Genomic DNA, 14,931 nt, shown 5'->3' on the forward strand with positions numbered 1-14,931 from the left:
CGCGGATCTTTCCCACCGGTCACCGCGGTCCCACCGGCCGGCGTGCGCCGCATACCCCTGGGCGTACCCCTGCTCCACGGCGCCCCATATGCCACCCGGGGGTAAGGGGACCGGGACCGGCCGAGACCGACCGAGCGCCGAGCACGCCCGGGTGATCCTCGCCGAGCACGGCGTCCGGGCCCTGGGGGCGGAGCGGGCCGACGTAGCCTTGGTGCGCCGCCCACCGCTCGGCCGAGGAGCACCGTGACCACCGCAGACGCAGTTCCGCCGCGACGGACGGCAGACCCTACCGGTCCGTCCGCGTTCCGGCTGCTCCTGTCCTACGTACGACCGCACCGTTGGGCCCTGTTGGCGGGTGCGGTGCTCTCGCTGCTGACCGGGGCGACCGGACTGCTGCTGCCGCTGGTGGCGCGGGGGTTGATCGAGGACCTCTCCCACGACCGTTCCATCAGCGGGAAGTTGCTCGTGATGGCGGGTCTGGTGGTCACCAACACCGTGGTGGGCGCCCTGGGTTCGTACGTGCTGCGGCGCACCGCCGAGTCGGTGGTGCTGGGGGCCCGGCGCACCCTGTCGTCGTACCTGCTACGGCTGCGGATCACCGCCGTGGACCGCACCGAACCCGGTGACCTGATGGCGCGGATCACCTCGGACACCACCCTGCTGCGCGAGGTCACCACGGACTCGCTGGTCGCGCTCGGCACCGGCGGGCTCACCCTGGTCGCCACCGTCGTGATGATGGGGGTGGTCGACCCCGTACTGCTGGGTGTCACGCTCGCGGTGATCGCCGGGGCGGGCATGGTGCTGGGCACGATCGTGCCGCGCATCAACCGGGCGAGCCGGCGGGCGCAGGACGCGGTCGGGGTGATGGGAGCCTCGCTGGAGCGGGTGCTGGGCGCGCTGCGCACCGTGAAGGCGTCGGGCGCCGAGCACCGCGAGGAGCGTGCGCTGCACGAGGCCGCCGAGGAGTCCTGGCGGCAGAGCGTGCGGGCCGCCAAGTGGGCCGCCGCCGCGGGCAACACGGCGGGGCTCGCGATGCAGCTGGCGTTCATCACGGTCCTGGCGGTGGGCGGGGCGCGGGTGGCGACCGGCGCGATCGGCATCGGCACGCTGGTGGCGTTCCTGCTCTATGTCTTCTACCTGATGTCGCCGATCCAGCAGGTCGTCGGCGCGGTCACGCAGTACCAGACCGGCGCCGGCGCGCTCGCCCGGATCCAGGAGGCGCTCCGACTGCCCGCCGAACCGCCGTCCGAACCCGCCGAGTTGCCGTCCGCCGGCGCCGAACCGGCCGCCGTCACCTTCACCGACGTGCGGTTCCGCTACGCCGACGACCTGCCGTACGTCCACCACGGGGTCGACTTCGCGATACCCGCACGGGGCATGACGGCGTTCGTCGGCCCGTCCGGCGCGGGCAAGACCACCGTCTTCTCCCTGATCGAGCGGTTCTACGACCCGGAGTCCGGTTCCATCACCCTCGACGGCCGCCCGCTCGCCGACTGGGAACTGCCCCTGCTGCGCTCGGCCATCGGATACGTCGAGCAGGACGCCCCCGTGCTGTCCGGGTCGTTGAAGGACAATCTGCTGCTCGGCAATCCGGAGGCGGGCGAGGACGCGGTGACACGGGTGCTGAAGACGACCCGGCTGGACGGTCTGGTGGCGCGGCTGCCGCAGGGCCTGGAGACGCTGGTCGGGCACCGCGGGACCAAGCTGTCCGGCGGCGAGCGGCAACGGGTCGCGATCGCACGGGCGTTGCTGCGCCGGCCCCGGCTGCTGCTCCTGGACGAGGCGACCTCACAGCTGGACGCGGTGAACGAGGCGGCCCTCAGGGACACCGTCGCCGACGTGGCACGGTCGACCACGGTGCTGGTGGTCGCGCACCGCCTGTCGACGGTGACGATGGCCGACCGGATCGTGGTGATGGACACGGGCCGGGTCCGCGCGGTGGGCACGCACCGGGAACTGGTGGCCGCGGATCCGCTGTACGCGGAGCTGGCGGCGACGCAGTTCCTGGCCGCCGAGCACTGAGCACGCGGTTCCTGGGCACCGGGCACGCGGTAGTCGACCGCCGAGCACCGAGTACGACGAGGGCCGCCCCTTGTCCGGGACGGCCCTCGGGGTGGGGCGTGGGTCAGTACTCGATGCCCGGCACCAGCCCCATGGCGGGCGCGGCCAGGTCGGTGAGCTGGTGCAGTTCGCTCAGCTTGTGGACTCCGTTCAGCCCCTGCACCTGCTCCGAGACCTTGGGGATCTGGTCCTGGTACTCCGCCGGGATGCCGATGCGGGAGACCGAGTCGAGCACGCCGAGCGCGGTGAGCTTCCCGGGGTTCTGTGCGCTCGCGTCGGCCGCGTTCGCCAGCGGGGCGGCGAGGCCGGTGACCCCGACGGCGAGGCCGACGGCGGCGACGATGCGTCGTGTTGAGATCATGTCTCCAGCAACGGCCCGGGCGCCGGGCCGGACACGGGCAGCCGGTCCCCCTCACCCGTCAGGCGGAGCGCCCGGCCTGCGCTTGCCGAGCCCGCCGGGGCGGAGGAGGCTCGAAGGTGGGGCTGTCGCGGCCCGCTCCGCATCGGGTCGCGGGCTCCCGCAGGAGGTCATCATGGGCACCGCGACAGGCTCCACGTTCGACACCGCCACACTGCGCCGGGCCGTAGAGGGGAACACCGGGAACACCCTGCTGGCGCTCTACGCGGACGACGCGGAGATCCGTATCGTCGACCGCACCGCCCAGCCCAGCCACCCCAAGGTCCTGCACGGCCGCAGGGACATAGCCGCGATGCTGGACGACGTCTACAGCCGGGACATGACGCACAAGCTGGACCAGTGCATCGTGCAGGGCGACCAGGCCGCCTACAGCGAGTCCTGCGAGTACGCGGACGGTGTCCGGGTGCTCGCCGAGTCGATGATCACGCTGCGCGACGGCAAGATCGCCGAGCAGATCATGATCCAGGCATGGGACGAGTAGCCGGAAGGACCGCGCGGGTCCAGGTCAGCGCCCGGCTGACCTGGACCTTCTCGGCACGAGCGGGGCTCGGGCACCGCCGCCGCACGCGTCCGCGTACGTCCGTCGTGCTGTTGCGGACGGCCCTGCGAGCGGCGCACCGTCGTGGGAAACGCTGAGGGTCTCGGTTACGCTGGGCGCGGGCCGTGACTGGCGCTGAGGTGGAGCACCACCGTGGAGCGGCCCGCACTGTCGATGCCGTGCGCCTGGGCGATCAAGGTCTGACCAGCTCAGGAGTGTGCCGCATGACCCATGCCCGTCTCATGGACGGAACCGCCGTCGCCCGCCGGATCGTCGAACAGACCGCGCTGCGGGCCGCCGAGTTCACCGCACGCACCGGCACCACACCGTGTCTGGCGACCGTGCTGGTCGGCGAGGACCCGGCCTCCGTCACCTACGTCCGGATGAAGCAGAACCGCAGCCGCAAGGCCGGCATCGCCTCCCGGCACGTGGCGCTGCCCGCCACCACGACCACCGAGGAACTCGTCGGCACGCTGCGGGAGTTGTCGGCCGACCCGGCGGTGCACGGCATCCTGCTCCAGCACCCGGTCGGCGAACACATCGACGAGCGGGCCGCGTTCGAGGCGATCGCGCCGGAGAAGGACGTAGACGGCGTGACCTTCGCGTCGTTCGCGACGATGAGCTTCGGCCTGCCGGGCTTCGTCTCCTGCACACCCGGCGGCATCCTGCGGCTGCTCGACGCGTACGACGTCGACCCCGCCGGGAAGCGGGCCGTGGTCGTCGGCCGCAGCGCGATCCTGGGCAAGCCGGCCGGCATGCTGCTGCTCGCCCGCGACGCCACCGTCACCTACTGCCACTCCCGTACCGCCGACCTGTCGGCGGCCGTTCGCGAGGCCGACATCGTGGTCGCCGCCGTCGGCCGTCCCCGGCTGATCCGGGGCCAGGACATCAAGCCGGGCGCGGTCGTGCTCGACGCGGGCTACAACGAGGGGAACGTCGGTGACGTCGACTTCGACACCGCCGTCGAACGGGCCTCGCTGATCACGCCGGTGCCGGGCGGGGTCGGCCCGATGACCATCGCCGTGCTGCTGGAGCAGACGGTCACCGCCGCCGCCCGGCAGCTCGGGGTGTGATCAGCGCATCCAGGCGCTGTACTCCATGACGTCACCGGCCCGCACGCCGTACTCGGGGTCGTCCCGGGTGAACGTGGTCTCCAGGCCGAGTACGGCACCGGTGGCCGGGTCCAGGATCAGCATCCGCCGGGCGCCCGAGGCCTCGACGTGGACGTATGCCTGCCCGGTGCGGCCGAGCCGGTCGGTGACCTGGCCGGCCGGGCGCAGCCCCTGGGCGTCGGCGAGGAGGCGGGCCAGGGCGGCCGACTCCCGGGCGCCGAGCGTCCAGTTGTCGAGCAGCTCGCGGGTGGCGTCCAGGAGTTCCGGCGTGGTGAGGGTGTGGCTGTAGATCAGCTCGGTCAGGTAGGTGCGCAGTTCCGCCGGGTCGTGCGGGGGTGTGCCGAGCGGCGGGGCGTCGCCCCACATCGGCGGGAAGGTGCGCCGGCTGAGCACATGGCCGTCCTCGACCAGCCGCGACCGGTCGCCGTCGTCGGTGAGGACCGGGCGGCCGGGGTGGGACGGGTCGGTCGCCACGACCACCTCGGTATGGCTGCCGTCCGCGGCCCAGCGCACCACCCGCTCCTCCGGCAGCGTGACCGGCGGCTTGCCGTCGCTCATGCCGAGGCTCCAGGACTGCACGTGGGTGCCCTGCCGCAGCGCCGGGGACCCGTCCTGGGCCGCGACGGCGGCCAGCTTCGCGACCTCGGCGAGTGGTACGGGGGTGGAGTGGGCGCGGACGGCCAGCGGCCGGGGTGCGGCGACCGCGCGAGTGCCGGCGGGACCGCCGAGCAGCACGGTCAGTACGGTTGCCACGGCGACGAGGGCCGCGGCGAGCGACCACACCAGTCGCGGCCGGGTCCGGCGCCAGGGGTGCGGAGTGTCGTGCAGCAACCGGACGAGGTGCCGTTCGGCGGTGTGGTCCAGGGGGCCGTCGCCGAAGTGGGGGCCGTCGGCGGGTACCGGGTCGGCGGCGCGCAGCAGGTCGAGTTCGTCAGCCATGGCGGTGTTCCTCGGAAAGAGCCTCGACGGCAAGGGGTCGCAGTCGGTCGATCTCGGCTCTGAGCCGGCGGCGGGCGCGGTGCAGCCGCATCGCGGCGGCCCGGCTGCCGCAGCCCAGGACGACCGCCACCTCGTCGACACCGAGTTCCTCCCACGCGGTCAGCCGCAGCACCTCCTGGTCGGCCGGGGAGAGCCGGCCCAGCGCCTCGTGCACCCAGGAGCCGGGGCGTTCGCTGTCCGGGCCGGCCACGGTCTGCCGTCCGTGGGCGCTCTCGTCGTTGCCCAGCCGGTCCACCAGCCGGCGCCGGCGCCCGTATCCGCGTACCGCGTTGGCGAGGCAGTTGCGTGCCACGCCGTACAGCCAGGGCAGCGGGGTCGCCGGGAGGTCGGCGCGGCGGCGCCAGGCCACCGTGAACACCTCCGCCACCACTTCCTCCACCTCGCTGGTCCGCCCGTCCAGTCGCCGCGCGACATAACGGCTGACCGCCCAGTAGTGCTCGCGATAGGCAGCGGCGAAGATCTCGTCGTTGCTCATGTTCGGTTCTTGTCCGGCACCTTCCCGATCGTCACACCCCTTTCCGTGACGCTCGTCGCATCCGTCGAGTGTGACCGGTGCGCGCCGCCCGGACACAGGCGGGGCATGAGGAACCTCAAGTGGCTCACGACCACGGATCACAAGACGATCGGCACGCTGTACCTGGTCACGGCGTTCTCGTTCTTCTGCGTGGGTGGCGTGATGGCCCTGTTCATGCGCGCCGAACTGGCCCGGCCGGGCCTGCAGATCATGTCGAACGAGCAGTTCAACCAGGCGTTCACGATGCACGGAACGATCATGCTGCTGATGTTCGCGACCCCGTTGTTCGCGGGTTTCGCGAACTGGATCATGCCGCTCCAGATCGGTGCGCCCGATGTCGCCTTCCCGCGCCTGAACATGCTGGCCTACTGGCTCTACCTGCTCGGCTCGACCATCGCGGTGGGCGGTTTCCTCACCCCGCAGGGTGCGGCCGACTTCGGCTGGTTCGCCTACGCCCCGCTGTCGGACGCGGTGCGCACCCCGGGCGTGGGCGCCGACATGTGGATCATGGGCCTGGCCTTCTCCGGCTTCGGCACGATCCTCGGCGCGGTCAACTTCATCACCACGATCATCTGCATGCGCGCGCCCGGCATGACCATGTTCCGGATGCCGATCTTCGTGTGGAACGTGCTGCTGACCGCCGTCCTGGTGCTGCTCGCCTTCCCGGTCCTGGCGGCGGCCCTGTTCGCGCTGGAGGCGGACCGCAAGTTCGGCGCGCACGTCTTCGACGCGGCCAACGGCGGAGCCCTGCTCTGGCAGCACCTCTTCTGGTTCTTCGGCCACCCCGAGGTCTACATCATCGCCCTGCCGTTCTTCGGCATCATCAGCGAGGTCATCCCGGTCTTCGCCCGCAAGCCGATGTTCGGCTACCTGGGCCTGGTGGCCGCGACCATCGCGATCGCCGGCCTGTCGGTGACGGTGTGGGCGCACCACATGTACGTCACGGGAGGGGTGCTCCTGCCCTTCTTCTCCTTCATGACCTTCCTCATCGCGGTCCCGACCGGAGTGAAGTTCTTCAACTGGATCGGCACGATGTGGCAGGGCTCGCTGTCGTTCGAGACGCCCATGCTCTGGACCATGGGCTTCCTGGTGACGTTCGTCTTCGGCGGTCTGACCGGCGTGATGCTCGCGTCGCCCCCGATCGACTTCCATGTCTCCGACTCGTACTTCGTGGTGGCCCACTTCCACTACGTGGTCTTCGGTACGGTCGTCTTCGCGATGTTCGCCGGCTTCCACTTCTGGTGGCCCAAGTTCACCGGCAAGATGCTCGACGAACGGCTCGGCAAGATCACCTTCTGGACGCTGTTCATCGGCTTCCACGGCACGTTCCTGGTCCAGCACTGGCTGGGCGCGGAGGGCATGCAGCGTCGGATCCCCGACTACCTGGCGGTGGAGGGCTTCGCCACCCTCAACACGGTCTCGACGATCTTCTCCTTCCTGCTGGGATCGTCACTGCTCCCGTTCTTCTACAACGTGTGGAAGACGGCGAAGTACGGCGTGCAGGTCGAGGTGGACGACCCGTGGGGGTACGGGCGTTCCCTGGAGTGGACGACGTCGTGCCCGCCGCCGCGCCACAACTTCGTGTCCCTCCCCCAGATACGGAGCGAGTCGCCGGCGTTCGACCTGCATCATCCCGGGGAGCCGCTGAAGGAGCGGGAGTTGAGCACGCGATGACGGCGCGGGAGGAGGAACGGGCACTGGTCGCCCAGATCGAGGGGCATCTGCTGCTGGCGGCGGCGCACGAGGAGTGCCGTGCCGCGGCAACTCGGGCGGCGGACCGTCTGAGCTGGCTGACGGACAGCCAACGGGATGATCTGGAGCGCCAGTTCGGCGCCGAGTACCTGGAGCTGAGCCGCGCGACGTGGCGCCGCACGGCGGAACGCGGCGAGGAGTTGAGGCGTGAGTACGAGCAGAGGTACCGGATCCTGCGCCGACGACTCATGGCCAGCTTCCTGCTCGCCTGCACCCTGTGGACGGCGGCGACCCTGATCTCACTGTCGGCCTGAGCGTAGACCCGCCCCAAGGGGGCGCGGGGCTGTATCTGATATGCGGCTACCGCCGCGTGTGCGCGACCAGCCACAGCCCACCCGCGCCCGAAGACCTACCCGAACAACCGGCTCAACTCTGACTCCACTGCTGGTTGGTCCCGCCGTTGCAGGTCCACAGCACCAGCGACGTCCCGTTGCTGCTCGCCGCGTTGTACGCGTCCAGGCACAACCCGGCGTTGACGTTCGTGATCGTCCCGTCGGAGTTGACGGTCCACTTCTGGTTGTTCTGCCCGTTGCAGTCCCAGATCACGACCTTGGTGCCGTTGGTGGTGCCCAGGTTGTACGCGTCCAGGCACTTGTTGCCGTACACCACCAGTTCCTTGCGGGAGGTGTACGTCCAGGCCTGGTTCTGGCCGCCGTTGCAGTCCCAGATCTCCGCCTGGGTGCCGTTGGTGATGGTGTTGCCGTAGACGTCGGCGCACCGGCCGGACTGTTTGCCGACGAGCAGCGTCCCGTCGGTGCCCGGCACCGGACTCACCGTGACGGAACCGAGCGTCGGCAGCGAACTCCCGGTGAGGGTGAGCGAGTTGCCGGACCCCTTGCTCAGGTCGACCTGCACCGACACGGTTCCCTGCGAGGACCCGGTCGGCGGGAAGGAGACCGTGGTCGCGGTCTGCCCGTTGACCTGGAGCGTGCCGGTGACGGCGGCGGAGCCGGTGTTGGTGTAGGCGACGTCGACCACGTTCAGGCCGGTGCTCGCGGCGCTGACGCCGGTGTACCTGCCGGTGGCGGTGGCGCTGTAGGCGGTGCTCGCCGCCTCCGTGCCGCCGGTCACCTTGAGCATCACCGAACCGCCGGCCGGGACGGATGCGGTGTAACTCGTGGCGTAGGAGCCGAGGTTCTGCTGTGCCCACAGGTCGCGCACGGTCGCGGCGGCGCCGGTCAGGCCGAGGTCGGACCAGCGGACGGTGATGTTCTGGGCGGCGGAGGTGCGGTTGAGCAGCACGACCGCGCGGCTGCCGGTTCCGGAGAGCACCTTGCCGTAGACCTGGAGGCCGGTGGTGTCCTCGGCGACCTTGACGCCCTGCAGACCGCGCGGGTCCTGGTCGACGCCGATCACGTCGGAGTTCTTGAGGATGGCGGCCGTCTCACTGGTCATCGTGGTGAGGTCGTTGCCGGCCAGCAGCGGGGCGCCGGAGATCGCCCAGAGGGCCATGTGGGTGCGGTTCTGGGCCGCCGTGAGGCCGGTCATGCCGACCGTCAGCATGTCGGGGTCGTTGTAGTAGCCGGTGTGCTGGGCGGCCGGATGCAGGGTCTGGTCGAAGTTGGACAGCACGCTCGCCTGGGACGCCGTGCCGCCGTAGTAGTAGATGTCGGTGCTGGTCCGCCACATGGTGCCGACGCCCGGTGCCCAGTTCCACGGGTTCTGGTAGCCCCAGTTGCAGATGGACAGGGTCAGCGGCCGGCCGGTGGCGGCGGTGGCCTTGGTGACCGCCGAGCCCAGCGACTTGTAGGCGGTGGCGGCGTCCAGGCCCTCGGCGTCGCCGCCGCACCAGTCGACCTTCACGAAGTCGAAGCCCCACTCGGAGAACTGGAGCATGTCCTGGTCGTAGTGGCCCTCGCTGCCGGTGTTCGCGGCGGCGGGGCGGCCGGTCGGGTAGTAGTAGCCGCAGCCGTTCGCGCCCGCGTCGGTGTAGATGCCGGCCTTCAGGCCCTTGCTGTGGATGTAGTCGGCGATGGCGCTCATCCCGCCGGGCCACTCACCGGTGTCGACGGTGATGTTGCCGGCGCTGTCCCGGGTGCCCTGCCACCAGCCCTCGTCGATGTTGATGTACTTGTATCCGGCGTCCGGCAGCCCGGCCGCGACGAACGCGTCGACCTGCTGCTTGATGACGTCGTAGTCGATCTTCGCGGCGAAGCTGTTCCAGGAGGCCCAGCCCATCGGGGCGGTGGGCACGGAGATCTGCCGGGACGTCGCCGCCCGGGCCGGTCCGGGGGCGGCGAGGACGAGCGCGGCGGCGACCGTCAGGGCCAGGGCGAGCGCCCGTACGGCGGTGGCCCACAGGTGTCGTACGAGACCGCTGCCGGTCGTTCTGGGCGGGGGATACATGCGGCTCCTCCACGGGGGTGCACGAGGGTCTACGGCTCCGTCATGTTCGTGATCTCGAACACGGATCGGCCTTCCGAACATGTCGCGCCGACCGTAGAGCCGGTGGAGGGTGAAGTCAACGGCTGTGACAGGGGTGAACTCGCCGCGTTCCAAAGGCCGTTCACCTCACGCCGACCCGCGTGTGCACCCGCGCCCGAACAGCTACCGGGCGCCCCCGGACGTCCAGTCCTCCGGTCGCAGCATCCCGACCAGCAGCCGCACCAGTTCCTCCACGACGTCGTCCAGCGTCGCGTCCACCCACCCGGCGCTCCAGTCGTGCAGCAACCCGTTCACGCTGCCGATGAAGGCCGTCGCCGCCAGCCGGTAGTCCCGCGGCGCCGCGTCACCGCGCGCCACGGCCGCGTTCGCCTCGCCGCATATCAGCTCCACCCACCGCGCCCGGCGCGCGAGGCGCTGCTCCTCGAGCCGCGGACTGACGCCGATGATCTCGACGAAGGCGACCCGGATACGGCGGGGGTCCGAGGTGACGTCACGGGCATAGGCCCGGAAGAGCACCGTCACCCGCTCCACCAGCGGCAGCGGCTTCGCCTCCTGGAACGCGTCCCGCACCGCCTCCTCGGCCCACCCGTTGACCTCCAGGTGCAGCGCGGCGAGCACGTCCTCCAGGGTGTGGAACTCCTCGTAGAACTGCCGGGTCGACAGGCCGGCCGCCTGGCTGAGCGCGGCGACGGTCGTGGCGCGATATCCCGGGGTGTCACCGAAGAGCCGGAGTGCCGCGTCGAGGAAGCGCCGACGCCGTTCGGCCTTGCGTTCCTCGGCGGACCGGCCGCCGTAGCGTCCCGTCGGTGCCTTGAGCCTGCCCGGCAAGATTGCCCCCTCTGTCATCCGCCTGATGACCAATTTTGTCGTGTACGCCTCTTGTTCAGTACACCGCCCCCTTCTTACTTGCCGGTAAGTCCTCTTTTGGCACAACGGTGTTGCGCCTTCGGCCTCCGGGCACGCACGGCACCCGGAGGCCGGGGCATGACTCAGAACTTCGCCGCCACCCAGGCGGCCAGTTCCGACCTGGCCGCGTTCAGCAGGGTGGAGCCGGGCGAGGTCGCCCCGTTGGTCACCAGCGCGAAGTGCAGCACGCCGGAGTCCGAGTCGCTGAGCAGCAGTCGGCGGCTGCCCGTGCCACCCGGTTCGACCGCCACACCGACCGGGGTCGAGGACGTGTACGACGGGGGTGCGTAGACGGTTCCCAGATCCGAGACGACCGTGGTGGACGCGGTCGGGAAGGAGGCCGGGAGGTGGAGTTCGGTGGGTGCGGTGGCACTGCCGGAGCGCCAGACCTGGACGGCGTACTGGCCGGAGCCCACCAGCGCGGCCACGTTCGGCAGTGAGCTGGGCACCGGGTTCCAGGTCAGGGTCGTGGAGCCGTCCCGGGAGCGGTCCTCGTAGGTGAAGGCGAGGGTGGAGCCGGAGGTGGCGCCCGGGTAGATCCGGTCGAGGAGCCGGGCGTCCTGACGGAGGGTCACCGTGCCGGAGTCGTTCATGGCGACGGCCGAGAGATCCTCGTCGTTCCAGGCGTCACCGGAGGTGAGGACCTTGTCGGGGTTGTCGTTCATCAGCTCGTGGTGGCGGCCGTTGTAGATGTCCCACTGCCACTGGGTACCGGAGAGCACCGGACCGGAGGATGCCGGAGTGGTCCACCAGGTGGACCCGGGGAGGCGGGAGTCGAGGGCCTGGTACATGGCCTTGTCGACGGTCGGCGCCTTGCCGGCGGTGGTACCGGACAGCGGATGCCCGAACTCGCTGACGACCGCCGTGGTTCCGGCGGCCGAGGCGCGGTCGCGGACGGTGCCGAAGTCGGTGCTGTACTGGCCGTCGGAGGCGTTGCCCCACATCAGGATGCCGGAGATGGCCTTCTGGTCGTAGAAGTGGGTGTTGAAGACATAGCGCGAGCCGAGCGTGCCGGCGTCCAGCAGGCCGCCCTCCTGCTTCTGGGTGCTGATGTTGGCGTTCCAGAAGAGGTTCGGCTCGACCAGGGCCGGCTTGGCGCTCCAGCCGGCCGCGTCCATCCGGGCCCGGAACTTCTGGTAGAAGGGCCACAGCAGGTTCTGCTCCCAGGTGCGGGAGGTCTGACCGGAGTCGTAGGAGCCGGCGTACGGCTCGTTGTAGGGGTCGAAGCCGACGACGCCCGCGAACTCGTCGGACGTCAGATGCTGGGCCAGGTAGGCCATGGTGGTCTGGGCGGTGGCCAGGAAGGCGTCCTGGAGGCCGTAGTTGTTGTGCCAGAAGTCGTACTGGCCCTCCTGGACGGCCGTGTTCTGGGTGATGTTCTGGCCCCAGAACAGGCAGATGCCGCAGGACTCGGCCGGGTAGTTCCCCAGCGCCACCGCCCATGCGGGGGCGCCGTCGCCCGTGTACCAGCTGCCCGAGTTGAACAGGTAGCGGGAGTACAGGTCCTGGTGGAAGTCGGGAAAGACGCGGATGCCGGCGTCCAGGAACGCCTGCATCTGCGCGGTGGCGGCGGCCAGGTAGGCGGTGTCCACCTGGCCCTTGGCGGGTTCGGCGTACGCCCAGGAGAGCAGGAAGCGCACGGCGTTGCCGCCGCCGAGGGCGCGCAGCGCGGTGGCGGACTTCTTCGCGTCGGCGACGGAGGCGAACGGCAGGCCGCTGTTCTCCTCCAGCTTGGTCTCGCCGGAGACGTTGTAGCCGCGCAGCACCACCTCACGGCCCTGGCCGTCGACGAAACGGCCGTTCTGCACGGTGAGCGAGGTGCCGTCGAACCAGAGGGAGTCGGACGGGGTGGCCGCGGTGGCGGACGGAGCGCCCGCCACCGCGAGGAATCCGCAGAGGACAACCAGGACAACGATCAAACGCGCCCGGATAGTAGTCATGTCCACTACAGTCTGGTGATTTCCGGACACCGTCAATACTTCTGACTCATGGGTAAGTTGAATACCTGCCTGGCACTTGGGGCTCAGCCACCCACTCGGCCCGTCACGTTCAACAGGTACTCCTTCCGACTGAGCGGGTTGTGATCGGTTCGTGGGCGTTCGGGGACCGTTCCGTGCGAGACGGGGGCGTAGTGGTCGAACGCGCTCTCCAGTTCGCCCTCGCCCCGGGTGAGCCCCGGCAGCAGCTGCTCCAGCCGGTGCACCCGGCCGGCGGGCACCGCGCCCTCCAGCAGGCAGAGCGGCCCCTGCGTCCTGGTCCGCCGGGGCAGCGCGCCGAACCGGGTGAGCACCGGGAGCAACGCGCCCAGCGTGTCCGCCGGGGCCTCCAGCCGGAACAGGTGCATCGGCTCGTGCACCCGGGTGCCGGCCCGGCGCAGCGCCTGGATCAGCACGAGCGGGGTCAGCCCCCGGAAGTCGTAGCCCGTGCTCGACATGCTCTTGTCGAAACCCTGGTGGGCATGGCTCTGCCGGGGTGAGTAACCGGAATGGGTCATGGTCACCGTGCAGTCGGGGATCCGCCAGCCGCGCAGCCCCTGGCCGAGGGTCTCGCGCACGGTGTCCTCGACGGCCTTGAAGAAGGCGTACGGCATCGAGCCCAGCTCCACCTCGAGGCGGAAGCCGACGCCGGTGCCGGGCGGGGCCGGTTCCACCCGCAGACCGACCGTCGCCAGGAAGGGGTTGCCGTCCTTCTTGTTGAACTCGACGGCGGCTCCGCTGCCCGTGAGCCGTTCGACGCAGATGGTGGTCGTCTCCCGGAAGGCGACGTCGAGGCCGTACTCGTCGGCGAGGGTCGCCTGGACCACCTCCTTCTGCACCTCGCCGTAGAGGGAGACGGAGGTCTCCTGCCGTACCTCGTCGTGCCGGACGTCGATCAGCGGGTCCTGCTCGGCGAGCTGGGTGAGCGCGACATGCAGGGCGCGGCGGTCGGTGGCCGGTCCGGGGACGACGACGGTCTCCAGGGTCGGGGGCGCGAAGTGGTGCTCGTACCCCCGTCCGGGCACGCCGAGCGCATCGCCGACGCGGATGCCGCCGAGCCCCCACACCTTGACGATCCGCCCGGCAGCGGCACTCTCCCGCCGCAGCTCCGCGCCCCGCTCGGCGACAGTCAGCGCGGTGATCCGGCCCTCCGGCCGACCGACCCGCGACTCACCGGCAGCCCGGTTCTCCTCGCGGGCGCCGGCCACCCGGTTCCCCGCACGGGATCCGGCCGCCCGGCCCTCCCGCGATTCCGGACCCTCCGCCGCCTCCCGGCCGCCGTCCCCGAAGGGGATCCGGTCGCGGACCCGCAGGACGCCGGTGAAGATGCGCGCGTAGGCGATCTTCTCGCCCGCCGGGCCGCGTTCGACCTTGAAGACCGTGGCCGCGAGCGGTCCGGCCGGGTCGCCGTCGGCGGCGGGGAGCAGCCGTTCGACGCCCGCGATCAGCTCGGGCACCCCGGCGCCCGTCACGGCGGAGCCGAAGTACACCGGGTGGACCTGGGTCCGCCGGGTCTGGTCGGCGAGCGCGGCGCGCAGCCGGCCGTCGGGGATCCCGCCGTCCAGGTAGGCGGCGAGCAGCGCGTCGTCGTGGTCGGCGAGCACATCCACCGCCCCCGGGGCGAGGCCGGGCTCGAAGCGGGCGGCGCGGGTGCCGAGCGCGACCGGTCGGCCCATCGGGACCAGCGGGACGGCGAGCCTGCGGGCGAGCTGGGCGAGCACGGCCTCGTGCCGGGCGCCGCGCCGGTCGATCTTGTTGACGAAGACCAGAGTGGGGATGCGCAGCCGCCGCAGCGTCCGCATCAGCACGCGGGTCTGGGCCTGGACGCCCTCCACGGCCGAGACGACCAGGACCGCGCCGTCCAGCACCCCGAGGACCCGTTCCACCTCGGCGATGAAGTCCGGGTGCCCCGGGGTGTCGATGAGGTTGACGGTCACCCCGTCGAGGGGGAACGACACGACCGCGGACTTGATCGTGATACCGCGCTGCCGCTCCAGGGCGAGGGTGTCGGTCCGGGTGCTGCCGGCGTCGACACTGCCGATCTCGTCGATGACCCCGGCCGCGTGCAGCAGCCGTTCGGTCAGACTGGTCTTACCTGCGTCGACATGCGCGAGAATTCCGAGATTGAGCAGATGCACTGAGCGTGATGTCCTTCGGCATGGGTGGGATTCCTTCCTGGGCGGACATGCACGCAGCGCGCATCGGTGGTCCTCTCGGTGGGCCGTCGGGTCATCAGGTCAGGGAGAAGTGCAGCAGGGCACCTGACCCGA

Annotated in this window: 12 protein-coding genes and 1 riboswitch; of the genes, 5 read left to right on the plus strand and 7 right to left on the minus strand. The window is 70.8% G+C overall.

All coding sequences use genetic code 11. The annotated features are described in order from the left end of the window. Positions 1-243: 243 nt before the first annotated feature. Positions 244-2,022, plus strand: coding sequence for an ABC transporter ATP-binding protein (locus ABZ642_RS07730; protein ID WP_360478746.1), 1,779 nt, complete (start codon positions 244-246; stop codon positions 2,020-2,022). A gap of 103 nt (positions 2,023-2,125) precedes the next feature. On the opposite strand, the gene ABZ642_RS07735 is transcribed toward ABZ642_RS07730, so the two are convergent. Beyond that, positions 2,126-2,422: a hypothetical protein gene (locus tag ABZ642_RS07735; protein WP_360478749.1), complete on the minus strand. Its 297-nt coding sequence runs from the start codon at positions 2,420-2,422 to the stop codon at positions 2,126-2,128. Positions 2,423-2,594: 172 nt separating this feature from the next. Between ABZ642_RS07735 and ABZ642_RS07740 the strand changes: the two genes are divergently transcribed. Further along, positions 2,595-2,960, plus strand: coding sequence for a nuclear transport factor 2 family protein (locus ABZ642_RS07740; protein ID WP_360478752.1), 366 nt, complete (start codon positions 2,595-2,597; stop codon positions 2,958-2,960). Positions 2,961-3,132: 172 nt separating this feature from the next. Beyond that, a riboswitch (ZMP/ZTP riboswitch) is annotated at positions 3,133-3,215 on the plus strand. 26 nt (positions 3,216-3,241) lie between these two features. Next, on the plus strand, positions 3,242-4,090 hold the full coding sequence (locus ABZ642_RS07745; protein WP_360478755.1) for a bifunctional 5,10-methylenetetrahydrofolate dehydrogenase/5,10-methenyltetrahydrofolate cyclohydrolase: 849 nt from the start codon (positions 3,242-3,244) through the stop codon (positions 4,088-4,090). Here ABZ642_RS07745 and ABZ642_RS07750 read toward each other — a convergent pair whose 3' ends face one another. Both ABZ642_RS07750 and ABZ642_RS07755 read right to left on the minus strand, forming a co-directional pair. Further along, positions 4,091-5,068 carry a CU044_5270 family protein gene (locus tag ABZ642_RS07750; protein ID WP_360478758.1) on the minus strand — a complete coding sequence of 326 codons (978 nt, stop codon included), beginning with the start codon at positions 5,066-5,068 and terminating at the stop codon, positions 4,091-4,093. Next, on the minus strand, positions 5,061-5,603 hold the full coding sequence (locus ABZ642_RS07755; protein WP_360478761.1) for a sigma-70 family RNA polymerase sigma factor: 543 nt from the start codon (positions 5,601-5,603) through the stop codon (positions 5,061-5,063). The genes ABZ642_RS07750 and ABZ642_RS07755 overlap by 8 nt, the downstream gene beginning before the upstream one ends. Positions 5,604-5,708: 105 nt before the next feature. On the opposite strand from ABZ642_RS07755, the gene ctaD reads away from it, so the two are divergent. Both ctaD and ABZ642_RS07765 read left to right on the plus strand, forming a co-directional pair. Next, complete coding sequence (ctaD, locus tag ABZ642_RS07760) at positions 5,709-7,316, plus strand: cytochrome c oxidase subunit I (RefSeq protein WP_360478764.1); 1,608 nt, start codon at positions 5,709-5,711, stop codon at positions 7,314-7,316. After that, positions 7,313-7,648: a hypothetical protein gene (locus ABZ642_RS07765; protein WP_360478766.1), complete on the plus strand. Its 336-nt coding sequence runs from the start codon at positions 7,313-7,315 to the stop codon at positions 7,646-7,648. Before ctaD ends, ABZ642_RS07765 begins: the two co-directional genes overlap by 4 nt. Before the next feature lie 112 nt (positions 7,649-7,760). Here the strand turns inward: ABZ642_RS07765 and ABZ642_RS07770 are convergent, their stop codons facing one another. From ABZ642_RS07770 to ABZ642_RS07785, 4 genes are all read right to left on the minus strand, one after another. Then, on the minus strand, positions 7,761-9,740 hold the full coding sequence (locus tag ABZ642_RS07770) for a ricin-type beta-trefoil lectin domain protein (protein WP_360478769.1): 1,980 nt from the start codon (positions 9,738-9,740) through the stop codon (positions 7,761-7,763). Between the two features lie 201 nt (positions 9,741-9,941). After that, positions 9,942-10,607, minus strand: coding sequence for a TetR/AcrR family transcriptional regulator (locus ABZ642_RS07775; RefSeq protein ID WP_360478772.1), 666 nt, complete (start codon positions 10,605-10,607; stop codon positions 9,942-9,944). Positions 10,608-10,768: 161 nt separating this feature from the next. Further along, positions 10,769-12,625: a cellulase family glycosylhydrolase gene (locus tag ABZ642_RS07780; protein WP_360478775.1), complete on the minus strand. Its 1,857-nt coding sequence runs from the start codon at positions 12,623-12,625 to the stop codon at positions 10,769-10,771. 83 nt (positions 12,626-12,708) lie between these two features. Beyond that, complete coding sequence (locus ABZ642_RS07785) at positions 12,709-14,799, minus strand: translation factor GTPase family protein (RefSeq protein WP_360478778.1); 2,091 nt, start codon at positions 14,797-14,799, stop codon at positions 12,709-12,711. Positions 14,800-14,931 lie beyond the last annotated feature (132 nt).

This window comes from Streptomyces sp. NPDC007157 (assembly GCF_040634235.1).
GTDB lineage: Bacteria > Actinomycetota > Actinomycetes > Streptomycetales > Streptomycetaceae > Streptomyces.